Annotated in this window: 11 protein-coding genes; 1 reads left to right on the top strand and 10 read right to left on the bottom strand. The window is 46.7% G+C overall.

The genetic code is table 11. The annotated features are described in order from the left end of the window. Positions 1 to 268: 268 nt before the first annotated feature. Both AC1S8V_RS06570 and thpR read right to left on the bottom strand, forming a co-directional pair. Positions 269 to 1,126 carry a cell wall hydrolase gene (locus tag AC1S8V_RS06570; protein ID WP_482072946.1) on the bottom strand — a complete coding sequence of 286 codons (858 nt, stop codon included), beginning with the start codon at positions 1,124 to 1,126 and terminating at the stop codon, positions 269 to 271. Between the two features lie 130 nt (positions 1,127 to 1,256). Continuing rightward, the gene (gene thpR / locus AC1S8V_RS06565; protein WP_482072945.1) at positions 1,257 to 1,859 is read right to left on the bottom strand and encodes an RNA 2',3'-cyclic phosphodiesterase; all 603 of its coding nucleotides are present in this window, start codon (positions 1,857 to 1,859) and stop codon (positions 1,257 to 1,259) included. A 207-nt stretch (positions 1,860 to 2,066) separates the two neighbouring features. On the opposite strand from thpR, the gene AC1S8V_RS06560 reads away from it, so the two are divergent. Continuing rightward, entirely contained in the window at positions 2,067 to 3,023 is a 957-nt protein-coding gene (locus tag AC1S8V_RS06560; RefSeq protein WP_482072944.1) for a D-2-hydroxyacid dehydrogenase, read from the top strand. Between the two features lie 126 nt (positions 3,024 to 3,149). On the opposite strand, the gene AC1S8V_RS06555 is transcribed toward AC1S8V_RS06560, so the two are convergent. The 8 genes from AC1S8V_RS06555 to AC1S8V_RS06520 all read right to left on the bottom strand — a co-directional run bounded on the left by AC1S8V_RS06555 (position 3,150) and on the right by AC1S8V_RS06520 (position 16,121). Next, positions 3,150 to 4,127, bottom strand: coding sequence for a TRM11 family SAM-dependent methyltransferase (locus AC1S8V_RS06555; RefSeq protein WP_482072943.1), 978 nt, complete (start codon positions 4,125 to 4,127; stop codon positions 3,150 to 3,152). Between the two features lie 269 nt (positions 4,128 to 4,396). After that, entirely contained in the window at positions 4,397 to 6,109 is a 1,713-nt protein-coding gene (locus AC1S8V_RS06550) for a methyl-accepting chemotaxis protein (RefSeq protein WP_482072942.1), read from the bottom strand. A 285-nt stretch (positions 6,110 to 6,394) separates the two neighbouring features. Continuing rightward, entirely contained in the window at positions 6,395 to 7,420 is a 1,026-nt protein-coding gene (locus AC1S8V_RS06545) for an MsnO8 family LLM class oxidoreductase (RefSeq protein ID WP_482072941.1), read from the bottom strand. A gap of 21 nt (positions 7,421 to 7,441) precedes the next feature. Next, entirely contained in the window at positions 7,442 to 8,857 is a 1,416-nt protein-coding gene (locus AC1S8V_RS06540) for a deoxyguanosinetriphosphate triphosphohydrolase family protein (protein WP_482072940.1), read from the bottom strand. A gap of 668 nt (positions 8,858 to 9,525) precedes the next feature. Continuing rightward, positions 9,526 to 11,406 (bottom strand): molecular chaperone HtpG, encoded by a 1,881-nt coding sequence (htpG, locus tag AC1S8V_RS06535; protein ID WP_482072939.1) that lies wholly within the window; start codon positions 11,404 to 11,406, stop codon positions 9,526 to 9,528. Between the two features lie 732 nt (positions 11,407 to 12,138). Further along, positions 12,139 to 13,038: a nickel transporter permease gene (gene nikC, locus AC1S8V_RS06530; RefSeq protein WP_482072938.1), complete on the bottom strand. Its 900-nt coding sequence runs from the start codon at positions 13,036 to 13,038 to the stop codon at positions 12,139 to 12,141. Between the two features lie 230 nt (positions 13,039 to 13,268). Next, positions 13,269 to 14,273 carry an ABC transporter permease gene (locus AC1S8V_RS06525; RefSeq protein ID WP_482072937.1) on the bottom strand — a complete coding sequence of 335 codons (1,005 nt, stop codon included), beginning with the start codon at positions 14,271 to 14,273 and terminating at the stop codon, positions 13,269 to 13,271. Positions 14,274 to 14,474: 201 nt separating this feature from the next. Then, positions 14,475 to 16,121, bottom strand: a complete 1,647-nt coding sequence (locus tag AC1S8V_RS06520; RefSeq protein ID WP_482072936.1) for an ABC transporter substrate-binding protein — start codon at positions 16,119 to 16,121, stop codon at positions 14,475 to 14,477. Between the last annotated feature and the right edge of the window lie 107 nt (positions 16,122 to 16,228).

The following is a 16,228-nucleotide window of genomic DNA, read 5'->3' as shown; positions in this document are numbered from 1 at the left end:
TACGGACCTACAGAACAGCTCTCACGAGGTGTTATAGAGGACAAGACAATTGCTCACGATATACAAAGAAGGTTCCCTTCCGAATTTTTGGAAGGGAACCTTCTTTTATTTTCACTAATTCCACCGTATGATTTGGCAGAAAAAAGGGTAATTTAGAGTATAACGATATTTTAAATAACGAAATAAAACTACGATTCAGGCTTTTTAAAGGGCCGTGTGATGCACACACAGTTAACTACCCTGCCTGTTTGCAGAATTTACGGGTCGATTACTTGTAAAAAGTATGATGACCGATCGTTTTTACTTTTTTCTGCGAGCGAGCAACTGTCAGATCGTCAGCAAGCGTCAATGATAAGAAATAATACGTATCATCGGCAACTTCCTTCTTCCCGTTCAACGCAGCATTCACTGCTTTGATGCTGTCCTCGTTGGGAACCACACGTTTCATACGTCCGTTCGCTACAGGACTAAACTGGGATTTCTGATAGATGACCTTGTAAATGGTATCGGGAAAATTGGCTGACCGCAGCCGGTTTAAGACAACATTGGCAACTGCCACTTTGCCTTCGTACGGTTCACCTTCCGCTTCTGCCATGACGATTTTTTGCAGCAGATGCAGTTCTTTATCGGACACACTGTAAGACCAGGTTGCAAGTTTCGAGTCTTCCTGGTTCAGAAGTTTGGTCCGGGTAAAGTATAGTTTTTGGGGGGGAGTTGTTACAGCAGCGACTTCTTTGGCACGTTTCACTTTGGCCAATTTCAGTGCAGCTTCTTTTTTGGCTTTGGCCGCAGCTACCGCTCTAGCTTTGTTCTTGGCCTTGGCTTCTTGCAGTTCCTGCTCTTCTTGAGCAGTCGTAAGCCAGTTCTTTGCTGGCAGAGATCCAGTCCACGCTACGGTTTGGGCAGACAGATTAGAGGACAGACTTGTCCCATCTTCCATCATGCGCCTCTCTTCTTGCGTAGATGTTTGTTTATTTTGCACAGAAGCCGCAAGTTCGGTCATCTGTTTACTATCACTAGCTTCATTCCACTTCCCCGTCGCCTGAACGACATTTACCCCCACTATACATACAAGCAGCACTGATAACATCGGTGCTACCCAACGATTTTTGCTTATAATGTTCATTCGAAGATTCCTCCTGTCGAAACAATTCCCTTAACTAAGTAACCCAAAAAAAAGAATTTGAATAACGATGGCTAATATTACATAGGGATAAACGTAATGTCAATGTGATTTTATGGCATAAAAATGATTATCAGGAAAAAGTGAACGTATCCACGACCTCATACATTGGTGATTGGCCCAGCCTTGTCACATAAAGTACAATGTCCTCCACCATCCATGAATTAGCACCTGTGGAATGTTCCGGAAGCACTCCAGATACCCCTTTATTTTCATTACCTGGAAGCTGTCCCAGATATTTTCTGGCAATGGTAATGTGGGGAGCATAAGGTCTTAATTCAGCTTCATACCCAAGGGGCGAAGTCGCCTGCACGATTTGTTTTTGCAATGAAAACAAGTGCTCTATCTCTCCGCAAACACCTTTCCAAAGCACCTTAGGTGCTTCTTCAAGTCCAAATGTGCCCCAGTTGGAAAGCTGAAGTTCAAACGGTTGAAATCCGCTTGCTGCTGAGCGCAATGCTTTTCGCAGGTGCCCGATGTCACTAACTAACGTATCCCCCAGAAATTGCAAGGTTATATGATAATCTCTATGATCTGTCCATTTACGAAAATCTAGCTTGTTCTGTACAAGCCTCGCATCCATCTGAAGAGACTGCTGAACAGCAACAGGAAGACGAATTGCTACAAATAATCTTTCCCGTCGGGATGAATGATCCTGATGTGATTGGTTATTCATTGCATACACCTCTCTAAAGTTCGCTCTATTATTTCATAACTATACATATCGTTTCAAGTTGGGTAAGTATAGAGTGACACAAATATAACCATTTGCAAATAAGGCTAGATTCCTGCATTTCCCACCTTAATGCACATCCAACACCAAATCTGATACACTTTAATTATCAAACTCATCAAACTATTTATCTCAGGAGGACCACACATTATGGGTAAAATTGTATGTTTTCCATCTCTATCCGAAGAACAGCAACAACGCATTCAGAATGCTGCACCGGGATATACCCTGAAATTCGGAAAAGCCAAGGAATTGGACCCCGCTGAGTTGAAAGAAGCTGAGATTATTCTCGGCTGGTCCCCACTCGTCACAGAACATGCATTGAAACAGGACAGCCTATTGAAGTGGGTTCAGGTCTGGTCTGCTGGTGTGGACAATCTCCCCTTCGCAGATTTGCAACAAAAGAACGTTCAGGTCACCAGTGCAAATGGAGTTCACGCGATTCCAATCACCGAAATTATTCTGGGCATGATGTTATCCCACAGTCGCTGGCTGAGACAAGCTATGCTGCATCAACAGCAGGCAGAATGGAAAGTTCCTGCCAAACCACTGCCGGAACTGCATGGCAAAGTAGCGGTCATCGTTGGTGTAGGTGAGATTGGCACGGAAACAGCCCGTATTCTCAAAACCCTCGGCATGCGCACGATCGGAGTTCGCCGCTCAGGTAAGGATGTCCCCAATGTGGACCAAATGTACGACATGACCGGTTTACATGAAGCCTTGAGCCAGGGCGATTATGTAATTAACATTTTACCGCTAACCGATGAAACCAAACATATATATGATCAAACTGCATTTGAGCAGTTCCGATCCGGTGCCTGCTTCGTCAATGTGGGCCGTGGCCCCAGTGTGAAAACGGAAGCGTTGCTGAATGCACTCCAAAACGGCCAAGTTGCCTTCGCCGCACTGGACGTGTTCGAAGAAGAACCTCTTCCGGCAGACCACCCGCTATGGGGCATGGATAACGTGTTAATTACGCCTCATATCGCAGGAAGTACAGAGCAATACGCGGATCGAGCGGTCGATATTTTCGTCAAAAATTTGGAAGCTTATGTTGCTCGCCAGACACTGCCGCTTAACCTGGTGGATTATAGTCATAAATATTAACACAAACACCCGTTCCCATGCAATATTGTGCAAATTACATCTGTTATGATTCCAGATAAAAAGTAAAAAACTCCATTTCCGGAAAATGTAATTCCTTCCAGATTGGAGTTTTTTTGTTATCCATGCTTACATACACAGCCAAATATGACGTATAAACGTGCCTTTGTGTACTATTCGGTACTCTTTTACCGTCCATCCCGCTTCCAGCAAGTGCTCTTCTACCCACTCTGTGGAAACAACCACTGCCCGTTTTGCCAATCTGCGCAAGCTCTCCAGCATGGCTCGTTGCTCAGCATCTGGAAGTACAGAGCAGAGATTATAGGGCATGTCCAGAATTGCTGCATCATACAAACCTTGCAGTTCATTCATGTCCCCCAGTGTGATTCGATCCGAATCATATCCATAATGCGGCAGATTGATACGCGCACCTCGGACAGCCAGAGGATTCAGGTCATTACCTTTTGCATCCATTCCCATGGATAAAGCCTCAATGACAACCGTTCCCATACCACAGCAAGGATCAAGCAATCGATGGTTTTCCACCCTCGGAACAGCAATATTAACCAATGCTCTGGCCAGTGTAATGCCGAATCCGGTCGAGTAGTTTTGCGGCTTCTGCCGGTGAATCTGCCATGATCGATCTGCTTCTGTCCACTGGCCCAAGATCCATTTTTCTCCTGTTCGGATTAGGCCGAAAGTCACCTTAGGTTGCTTCATCTGTGCCTTGCCTTTAATGAACATGCCGACTTCTCTTTCCAGTTGACGGGACTGCGCGTAATCAGGAACATAATCCCCTTCTTTCAGACATACTACCTTAAAGGTTTCTTCTGGCAATATCTGGATTTCTTTGGAAAAGGGAAGCAGATCATTCACTGTGTCTCCTTCACCGATCACATCCAGTCTGCCATGAATAAACGGACTTCGTCCAGGTGGTATGTTTATATCAGACCATACATACGAACCCCCGTCTGAGCGGATCTCCGAACTCGGTTCGAGCAGTGTGTTCAGTTCCAGCGTGCATAATTCGAGTTCGTTCTCGTGGCAAGCAAAGGTATAGAGGTGTTTCCCAGAAATAGCGTAAATACCAAGTGTTTCATCAGGCAAAATCCCCCTCTCCTTCCTTCATTAATCATGTTTCTTCTATATAAATAGTAAGCTCATTGAAAACATATCAAATACGACTCATACGTTTGCTTCAGGTAGTCATTGTATACAATGTTAGACTCCTAGACAACTATTCATTTTCTTGCACGTATCTATTTGGAAAGAAAAAAATAAGGCGTTCCCATTATTGAGGAACGCCTTACTTTATTTAGAGATTCTCACCAATCGCCGCCTGTGTGATTCCAGCTTCTTCTATTATAAGAAGAAGGTTATATTTTTAATTTTTCAATGGATGTAAGCAAATCTTCCGATAATTCTTTCAGACTTTGAATGTTGCCGCTAATCGTTTCCATGGAACTTACTTGCTCTTCCGCCGATGCAGAAACTTCTTCCACACTCGCTGCCGATTGTTCCGAAACAGCGGAAATCTGCTGACTGAAATCATTCATTCGTCCGCTTGCTTCCTGCATGCCCGCCAGTCCATCTGTCATAGTGCTAATGACACCAACCATGCCTTCCACCGATTCGTTAATTGTACGGAAGAGTTGACCTGAAGCAAGCACATGTTCCTGACCCAGTTCGGTCTCCTGAACGCCCGTACGTAATTCCGCAACCACCCCTTGTGACTCCTGTTGAATATCCTCGGTAATCGCCGTGATCTCTTCGACCGAAGTCTGCACAGCCTCAGATAACTTCCGCACTTCTGATGCCACTACGGCGAATCCGCGTCCACTCTCTCCCGCACGTGCTGCCTCAATGGAGGCATTCAATGCCAGCAGATTAGTTTGACGTGCAATGTCATGAATGACTTGAACCAGCTTGGAAATATCTTCATTTTTACGATTCAACCGTTCCATCTTGTTCATGGAAGCCGATACCGAACCGGAAATCTGTTGCATCTGCTGCACCGACTGTTCCATCGCCTTACGACCATTCAACCCTTGCTCCAGCACAAGATCCGACATGACGCGCAGCTGGCTGCCTTGTTCCGTATGATTCTGAATGTGATCATTCAACACTTCAACCGTACGAGCTGATTCCACGGCTGTCTCTGCCTGGCTCTCTGCGGCCTTGGCTGACTCTTCCATGGTCACAGCAATTTGGCGACTACCAATCTTAACCTCTTCTGAAGATATTGCCAGTTCCCCACTTTGCAGATTGACAGCTTCCGCAATTCGTCTGACGCTCAGAACCATCGAAGTCAGGTTACCTTTCATGTCATTCACTGCTTTGGCCAGAACACCGACTTCATCCTCATGTTTGGTATGTATGTCCTGAACATTCAATTGGCCTTCTGCAATCAGTTTCACCGCACTAATGACACGTAGCAGTGGTTTCACGACCTGTGAACGAATAATCGGAATGCTGATCGCTGTAATGACAATCATGACAAGAACACCGATAATGATGATTAATCTACCATCCTGTACCGATCTGATTGTTTGAGCCGCCGCAAGATTGGACTGTTCCTGATTGTATTCCACGAGATAATCGAGATCAACTTGCATGTTGTCAAAGGAATCAGCACCTTTATCAGATACTTCCTTCGCCAGCTGTGTCTGACCCTCATCACTCAGCTTGATCGATTGCGTATTAATCTTGAGATACGCTTCCCATTTGTTCTTGAACGCAGTCCAGTGTTCGAGCTCATCCGCAGACTTCTCCTGCTGATCATAGATTTTAATCGCCTGCGTCGTCTCACGAATATACTTGGTACGCTCTTCTGACAAAAATGCCTTGTCCGTTTCATCCGCGTCAAAGTGACGATAACTTAGTGACAGGACATGCTCTGTGGTATAATTTAAACGGTTAATTTGCTGGATTGATGGCATCCAATTGTTCGTAATTTCATTGGTATTGGATTCAATTGAATTCATCCGGGTGACAATCGTGACACTCAAAACAATTAAACAGAGGATTAACAAGTAGAACGCGATGCTGATACGCAGACCGATACTCTTGATCTTGAATCTGCTGAACATATGATTTCCCCCTTGACCTCTTCGGTCATCCCGAATTCAGGTGCTTTTGTCATTGTTTTCCCCTTCTTTTGACCTCTTGTCAAAAGAACTTATCTATATTATATCGATAGGAAAATAGACGTAAAGTATTATAACATTATTTTGTCATTAAGATGCTTGGTTTTGTAAAATATTGTTGAATCTTGACAAAGTCCAAACCGAAGAGCTGCAGCATACGGTAAAGTCCCGATCCGCAGTTCTTCGGTTTGTTCGGATTTCAACGGCTAGCATCATAAAGTGATCAGCCTAGTTCAGTATTGCTGTCTTATGCTCAGCCAGCAATCGATATGAATCCAACCTGCGCTCATAATCTGGTCCTGCCGTAACCAGAAGCAAACTTTCCGTATCCAGCCTGCGACTCACCTGTTGCAATCGAGCCCATACCTGCTCAGGTGTACCTGCATAGTGCCGCACCGATTCATTATGATCAATAACGGCTGCATCATTCGTGTTAGAGACCGCGATACCACTTGAATTCGGCTTGGTTGAACGTTCTTCCCCATTTGCCTCGCGTCTCTCCGCCATGTCACGACTCCAGGCCATAGCATCCGTCTCTGACTCGGCACACAATACGCTGACTGCCACCATAACTTCAGGCTCCTTCATAGTTGCACTGGGAATAAATCCTTCTCGGTATCGCCTTACAGCCTCTGTACCATCGGCATCACTCATGAATTGACCAAAGACATAACCCATGCCAAACCGTGCCGCAAATTCTGCACTCTTCACGTTGGTCCCCAACATCCAGAGCGATAACGGGAGCTCGGGGATCGGACGAGCCGTCACGGGATGATCCTCGTAGGTATAACGGTCTTCAAGTAGCTCCGTCAGTGCTGCGAGTGATTCGGGCAGCTTGGACACATGCTGCAAGTAATTGCCACTGAGTGCCATCGTGGCATGAGGTCCACCGCCAGGAGCACGTCCGAGCCCCAGCTCAATGCGCCCCGGATAGAGCGCAGCCAGCAGACGGAACGACTCTGCAACCTTGAGTGGGCTGTAATGCGGCAACAGAACCGCACCGGAGCCAAGCTGGATCGTTGTCGTTCTTGCTCCGATGTGGGATAGCAGTACTTCGGGAGAGGCCGATGCCAGTTCAGCCATATCATGATGCTCAGACGTCCAGTATCGGGCGTATCCCCAAGTCTCAGCATGTTGCGCAAGTGTCACCGATTGCTGAAGAGCCTGTTCCGCTGTGGCATCGTGTAACCTTGGAACAAGGTCAAGTACGCCCAGACTGAACTTCTCCCTCATTTTCGTAGCCAAGCATCTCATCTCCCTTTATCTTGGTGAACTCTAATCCAGATCGTAGATGGAACCCACCTTCAGCCCGTAGAGTTCATTGTATATTTTCTCGGCAAATGCATCTGTCATTCCTGCAATATAATCAATCACCATGTGTTCCCAAGTCCAGATCGGCTGGGCTTTGGCTTGATCCTTCTCATACCGCTGCAGCCAGTCGGATGGAATAATGGATTTGGACGTTTCCGGATCGAGGAATGCATCCCATAATCGTTTAATCATCCACTCACTGCGCTTTTGTAGCCGCTGCACACGCAGGTCCCGAATCATGGTCACCCAGGCAAAGCTCTTGAGCACACTTACCGTACGCAGCATGTCGAGGTCTTCTGCCCCTTCACGGACAAAGGTTACTTTTTTCCAGTCGCCGTCGTCAATAACGCCAAGACTACCTACAAAAAAGCTCACCCAGTAGGCTTTCACCTCACGGCGGGTACGGGAGTAATCATGCTCGCAGAACGGCATCTTCTCATTCCAGATGCGCAGGAACGAAGCGAGGACCTCTTCTACCTTTTGCCCAATCGCTTCTCGGGTCCATCCGTTCCAGAACAGATCCTCCAGCGTCGTAATCTTATCCACAATCAGTCGATTGACATACGGATCTTGCAGGAAATGCTCATGTACCTCAATTTTGCCTGCTTTGATGCCATCCTCCAGGTCATGCGAGGAGTATGCAATATCGTCGCACAGGTCCATCAGCTGCGCTTCCAGCGTCTTCTTGCCTGCCGGCATGTTCCAGCGATCACGGATATCCCGGATATATTGCCACTCATGATGATACATGCCTTTCTTGCTCTCCGTGCCCGGGTACGGATATTTGTTAATTCCAAGCAATACCGCATCAGACAGGTTCAGTCCGTCGATATCTTCACGCTTCTCCAAGTGCATAATGAGGCGGAAGTTGTGCGCATTGCCTTCAAAATGCTCGTATTTTCGCTTAAGCTCTGCACGAACCTCGGATTCCACCTTGGGAACTTTGGTGCTGCGGCTTTTCTTCATGATTTTCTTAGCCTCGGTGTTGATCAGGTCATCCAGAATACCATCCAACACTTCTTCACCTTTATGTCCAAAGGGCGGGTGACCGAAGTCATGTGCGATTGCAGCGCACTCCACCACTTCTGAATCAATAATGAGGCCGGGGCTGTCCGCCCGGTCCCAGTCTACCTCGGGAAAGCGACGAATCAGGCTTCGGGCAGCCTCTCGTGCAATCTGCGCTACCTCCAGGGAATGGGTTAAGCGAGTACGATAATAATCGCCCGTTCCTGCGCCAAACACCTGCGATTTGCCCTGTAACCGACGGAAGGTCGGAGAATGAATGAGTCTGGAATAGTCCCGTTCATACGCTGCACGAGATCCATCCAATTTGGTTAGTTCGGGATATTGTCTATGTTCTCTCAGATCGTTCCATTGCATGGGGATCACTCCTAGCCGACTGTCTCTATTTTGAGTGATTATACACAACATCTGTGGTTTCGAAAAGTAAAACCTGTCTGTGATTGTCATCTCTTCTTACATCAGCTTGTGATGAACAGTCATCTTCTCTTATTATACCCTGCCAGACTATCATCCGTGCATCTAAATGATAATGATTCATATTGAATTCACACTAACGTGACTAATGGTGAAAAAAGTGACTTATACAGTTTGCGTGGCCGTTCCGGTTACGGATCGTTCTTATGATCGCTGTTGTCTCCAGGTTTTCTGAATTCCCTTTACAAAGGGAAAAACCCGGAGACAAAGGCGAACGCTTTGCTTCTTCAGAATCGATTCCGTCCCCTTCACTACTTTTGCTGTCCTTAAAATACAATAATGGTATTCACCATTCAGCTCGCTAAAATCGAGAAGATAAGTTCAACTAATAATAATATCATCATTTGCTTCAATGATAGTCTGCCTCCCCCACACCCTCCCCGTTGTGGGTAAAAAACAAAAACCGACAGGACGAATGCCCTGTCGGATGAATATGGTAGATGCAGCGAAGTAATTTAATTTCTAGCCTTAATACTCACGTAATTTGACTCTTTAAACTGCGTGAATTTTTGCATCAAGGATGTATTATCGCACCCTTATACGACGGATTGTTACACCATAACCTTACAGATATCGTTAGTGAACTCTACTGGATCCTGAATTGGCAATCCCTCAATCAGCAAGGCCTGATGGTACAACAGGCTTGTGTAAAGGTTCAGCTTTTCCTGATCCTGCGCGAAAGCGTCTTTCAACGATTTGAAGACATCGTGATTCACGTTGATTTCCAGCACTTTGTCGGCTTGTACGTTTTCGCTGTTCGGCATAGCTTTCAGGATTTTCTCCATTTCAATCGTCAGCTCACCTTCGGTGGACAAACATACCGGGTGGCTTCTGAGACGTTTGGAAGCTTTAACGGCTTTCACTTTACCCGCCAATTGAGCTTGCATCGCTTCAAATAGCTCTTTGTTGTCGTTATCCTGAGCGTCCGTTTCTTCTTTGTCCGCGCTATCTTCGATACCCAGGTCACCACTGGAGATGGATTTGAATTCTTTCTCCTTGTAGTTCATGATCATCTTGATCGCGAATTCATCGATGTCATCGGTAAAGTACAATACTTCGTACCCTTTCTCAAGAACACCCTCGATCTGTGGCAACTTCTCAATACGGCTAATTGACTCACCGGATGCATAGTAGATGTACTTCTGATCTTCCGGCATTCTGGAGACATATTCGTCCAGGCTCACGAGTTTACTCTCTTTGGAAGACGTGAACAACAGCAGATCCTGCAATGTATCCTTGTTCACACCATAGTCGCTATATACGCCATATTTCAATTGACGACCAAACGCTTGGTAGAACTTCTCGTAGTTCTCACGCTCGTCCTTCAGTAGGCTTTGCAGTTGGCTCTTGATTTTGTTCTTAATGTTCTTCGCGATCAGGCTAAGCTGACGGTCATGTTGCAACATCTCACGGGAAATGTTCAGGGACAGGTCTTCCGAATCCACCATACCTTTAACGAATCCGAAGTAGTCTGGCAACAGATCCCCGCATTTATCCATGATCAATACACCGTTGGAGTAAAGCTCAAGGCCTTTTTCATACTCTTTCGTGTAGTAGTCAAACGGCGTATTCTCCGGAATAAACAGGATTGCATTGTATACCACTGCGCCATCTGCGCTGATGTGCAGGTGTTTGAGCGGTTTGTCGAAACCGTAGCGTTTTTCCATATAGAAGTTATTGTAATCTTCGTCGGTCAGTTCGCTTTTATTTTTACGCCAGATCGGCACCATGCTGTTCACGGTTTGTTCTTCTTGGTATTCCTCGAACTCGTTCTCCGTGCCCTCTTTCGGACGTTGACCCGTTACATCCATCTTAATCGGGTAGCGAATGAAGTCGGAGTATTTCTTGATGATGGATCTCAGGCGATACTCTTCCAAAAATTCGTCATACGAATCTTCTTCGGTATTCTGTTTGATCGTCAGGACGATCTCTGTACCTACGGAGTCTTTTTCAGCCGGTGTAATGGTGTAACCATCTGCACCTTCGGACTCCCATTTCCATGCCTCGTCGCTGCCCAGCGTTTTACTCGTTACGGTCAGCTTGTCCGCCACCATAAATGCCGAGTAGAAACCAACCCCGAATTGTCCGATGATGTTGTGGCCGTCTTTGGCTTCGTTTTCCTTCTTGAACGCCAGGGAACCACTCTTCGCGATAACCCCCAGATTGTTCTCCAACTCTTCCTGCGTCATCCCGATTCCGGTATCCGTCAGTGTGAGCGTGCGGTTTTCTTTGTCAATCGTGAGCTTGATGAAGTAGTCCTCTTTGTTGAAAACGAGCGCATCGTCCGTAAGTGCTCTGTAATAGATTTTATCAATGGCGTCACTGGAGTTGGAGATCAATTCTCTCAAAAAGATTTCTCTTTGGGTATAAATGGAGTTGATCATCATATCCAGCAAACGTTTGGATTCTGCCTGGAATTCTTTTTTAGCCATGAGTGGTTGGACTCCTTTCAAATTGGATATCGAATGATTTGTTTGAAAATAGAAATAACTGAGAAATCCTGCGGCCATTAGTAGACTCAAAAACCTTTGATCGCTCTAGTCCACAAACATTGTTAATCACTCCAACTGCTCATTGGAAAAAATAAGTGCATGACGTTCTGCAATGTAGCCGTTCCGGTTACGAATCGTTTTTCGGATCGCTGTTATCCCCAGATTTCTTTGATTCCCTTTTGAAAAAGGAGAAATCCGGTGATAAATGCGAACGCTTTGCTTCCTCCAAATCGATTTCGTCCCCTGCACTACTTTCGCATTTGGTCAGCGACTTATTTTTTAGGATAGAGATCATTAATGAAGTGATATCTGTTATTAACTGTGGAACGCCGCTTCTTCAGGTCTATTGTGCCCCTCGGGCTTCGCATGTCCTACTCAGGTTCAAAATATCTATTTTCAAAAACAGAATCATTCCATATGTAGTCGTGTAGTAAAAACATCATTTGTTAGCACTCTAATGATCGGAGTGCTAAACCCTTCCTTTTATATAACATATGGGAAAATTGGGTGTCAATACGCAGGCGGTTATTTTAACAAAAAGATCGAATAATCCTTCAACTTTTGCACATCACCAATCATTTTAACGTAATCCCGCAGGCAATACAAAAGCCGACTCGAACCAAAGTTCGAACCGACTTAGGGAGAGACACTCACAGTTAGAGTTAGAAACTTTTACTTTTTCGCCATTTTCGGATCAAGGGTATCGCGCAGTCCATCGCCCATGAGGTTGAAGCCGAGAACGGTCAACATGATGGAAACGCCGGGGAAGATTAATGTCCACGGTGCTTTTTGGATAAACTGACGGGAGTCTGACAGCATTTTACCCCACTCCGGGTCGGGTGGTTGCGCACCCATACCCAGAAATCCGAGCGCAGCGGCCTCGATGATCGCCGTACCAATCCCTAGAGTACCCTGCACGATCAGCGGAGTAAGGCTGTTGGGCAAGATGTGACGAAACAAGATTCGCCCGTTGCCCGCTCCAAGTGTCCGTGCCGACGTAATGAATTCCTCCTGTCTCAAGCTGAGTACCCGTGAACGCACCAATCTTCCGTAGGTCGGAATGTTCACGATGGCGATGGCGAGCAGTGCATTTTGCAACGATGGGCCCAATATCGCCACAATGGCAATGGCCAGCAAGATCCCAGGGAATGCGAGCAAGATATCAAATAAACGCGAAATGAGCATGTCCGCCCATTTTCCATAAAATCCGGCAATCAGACCAAGCAATGTACCCGCGATAATGGAACCAATGACGGAGAAGAAGCCCACCCACAATGAAATACGCGCCCCATGCAGCACTCTGGAAAACACGTCACGCCCCAGATCATCGGTACCAAACCAATGCTCTGCCGAAGGAGCCTGAAGCCGATCAGCCAGCACTTGTTCCTTATAATCGTAAGGAGCGATGTATGGCGCCAGAAAGGCCAACAGGATGAAAAAAACTATGATAATCAAGCCCGCAAGCGCAAGCCGATTTTTCCGAAACGTTCTCCACGCTTCCCGCCATGGACCGGATGTGCTTGCCGATGCAGCGTCAATGGATGGTCCGGTATTGGTCGATAATTTGGCCATACGGCGTCTCCTTTCTTGGATATGAATATAACAAAAGATCAACAAATTCTATTACACTCAAGCACTACGATTGCAGTACCATCTTCTGATCGCTGTTATCCCCAGATTTTATTGATCCACCTTTTTAAAGGTGAAAATATGGTGATACATGCACAACCTATGCTTCCGGTGTAGCTTTCTTCCAGAAAGCTTTTAACCTCGCTTCTACAGATTGGTTCTTTATGGAGTTCCTATTTATAACTAATACGAGGATCAAACACGGCGTAGAGCAGATCCACAATCAGGTTAATCACCACGAAAAAGAACGCCACGATCAGAATGCCACTCTGGATCACGGGATAGTCCCGTGAACTAATCGCTTCATATATATAACGTCCCACGCCCGGCCAGGCAAAGATCGTTTCGGTCAACACCGCACCCCCGAGCAACGATCCGGTCTGGATGCCGATAACCGTGAGCACGGGAATAAATGCATTTTTAAGCGCGTGTCCATATACGACAAAAAACGGACCCAGTCCCTTCGCCTTCGCTGTACGAATGTAATCCGAACTCATCACTTCCAGCATGCTGGAACGGGTCATCCGGGCAATAACGGCCATCGGAATCGTGCCCAGTGCAATACTTGGGAGCAACAAATGTTTTGTTACTGTCCACAACTGATTCCATTGTCCGGCAATCATCGTATCCAGCACATACAAGCCCGTAATGGCTTCCACCGGATCACGTGCATTCATGCGCCCAATGGATGGCAGCCACTGTAACTTGTTCGCGAACAGCCATTGTTCCATCAGACCGAGCCAGAAGATTGGCATGGATACACCCACCAAAGCAATGACCATACAGCAATAATCAAACCAGGAGTTGTGCTTCCATGCACTGACAATCCCGGCATTCACTCCAATAATGACAGCAAACAACATACTTGCCATCGTTAATTCAAGGGTTGCTGTCAGATAAGGCACAATTTCCTGGGCAATAGGCACCTTGGTGCGGATGGATGTTCCGAGGTCTCCTTTGAGTAAATCACCCAAGTAGGCGAAATATTGCTGGAACCAAGGTTTATCCAGTCCAAGCTGGTCACGAAGGGCCTGCTTGGATTGTTCGGTTGCCTTTTGCCCAAGTATGGTCTCAGCCGGGTCACCGGGAATGGCGTGGATGATGGAAAAGACAATTATGGTCATGCCCAGCAGCACGGGCAGCAACACAAGCACACGTTTGACAATATAGCTGTTCAATCCTGTTCACCTGCCTTCGACATATCGTGCAAAAATAAAAAGCGCCGGCAGACACGCATGCTTTGGATAGTTACGTCCGAATGTGGGTTCAGCCAAGCATTGCGTCTCACCAGCGCTTAAGAATTAAAACGTAATCACTCCGAACTGTAGTGCCATCTTCAGATCGCAGTTATCCTGAAATTGATAAGTTCAGTTTACAGCTTACTCGAAATAAGTACCGGCATAGGATTCGGTGCCCAGTGGAGAAGGGACGAAACCTTTTAGGTTGGCTTTACCCGCCAGAATTGGCGTCGTGTGTACCAGAGGAATCCATGGTGCGTCTTCCTTGATCATCACCTGCGCTTGTTTGTACAGTTCAGCACGCTTGTCCTGATCGGTTTCTTTCTGTGCACCCGTCAGCAATGTGTGTAATTCTTCGTTTACATAATAACTGCGGTTGTTGCTTGGAATGGCATCTTTATCCAGCAGTGTATACAGGAAGTTATCCGGGTCACCATTGTCACCTGTCCAGCCGAGCATGTAAATATCGTCCTTCTCCCCGGCCTTTGTATCTTCGAGATACGTTGCCCACTCCGGTGATTCGATGGTGACGGTCACTCCGATTTTCTCAAAATCGGCCTGGATCGCCTCGGCTACCTTTTTGCCATCAGGCATATACGGGCGGGATACCGGCATCGCATAAAAGGTTACCGGATCAGGCAATCCGTCAGGGAAGCCAGCTTCGGCCAGTAGAGCTTTTGCTTTTTCCAGATCATATGGGTAATCCTCAATAGTATCGTTGTATCCCCACAGCGTTGGCGGCATCGGGTTCACGGCAGGCTCAGCTTGTCCCGCAAAGAACGCATCAATGAGGGCCTGCTTGTTCACCGCATGATTGAGAGCTTGTCTGACTTTAACATTATCAAATGGTTTCTTCTTGAAGTTAAAGCCGATATACGCCACGTTGAACGGTGGACGCTCGATCTTCTGCAACTCGCTGTTGCCTTCAAGGATGGACAGATCGTCCGGGTTCAGGTCTTCCATGACATCAATCTCGCCGTTTTGCAGGGCATTAAAGCGAGCGGTATTATCCGGAATGGAACGCACGATCACTTTGTTCAGCTTTGGCAGTCCTTCTTTCCAGTAGTCCGCGTTTTTCTCCAGGGTGATGGAGTCGTTACGCTTCCACTCTTTGAATACAAATGGGCCGGTGCCCACAGGCTCGCTCTTAAAGTTTTCTTTTTTCTCCTGAATCGCGGTTGGACTGGCAATGCCAAATGGCGTCATCGCAATATTTTGCAGGAAAGGTGCTTGTGGCTGGTTCAATGTGAACTCCACCGTAGTCTCGTCCGTCGCCTTCACTTCCTTGATCACACGTCCGTCCTCTGGACCAAACATGGAATCGTAATAATCGAAGGAATCTCCCTCAAATTTATATTCACTCGCTGGATCACCCCAGCGGTTGAAGTTGAACACAACAGCCTCGGCATTGAAGTCCGTTCCATCATGGAATTTCACACCGGACTTCAGCTTAAACACATACTTGAGCCCATCCGCCGAAATCTCCCAGCTCTCTGCTAGTCCAGGAACAACCTCCGTTTCACCTTCCTTGTAGTCCAGCAACGAATCAAACACCTGATGCCCAATCTTCAGCGACTCCCCATCTGTTACAATCGCCGGGTCGAGTGCTACGGAATCCCCACCACGCCCCATAATCATCGTATCCTGCGCTACCGTTTCGGTTGGAGGGTCGGTTCCTTCCGCCGGAGCAGGCGTAGTCTCTCCACTCTCATTACTGGAGCAACCGGACAACACCAATACGGTACTTAAGGCCATCGTTAGAACACCGGACATCCATTTTTTTCTCATTCGCATACGTACAACACCCTTCCCTGTCTCATAATGTGTGTGATGCTGGCATGAAAGATCTCCAATGTTGGCAATCGGTTTGGTGCTATGTATCATATAAAAGGCTT

It is taken from the genome of Paenibacillus sp. B46(2026), assembly GCF_056786355.1.
Note: the sequence above shows the minus strand (reverse complement) of the source record. Positions and strands in the feature narration are given on the sequence as shown.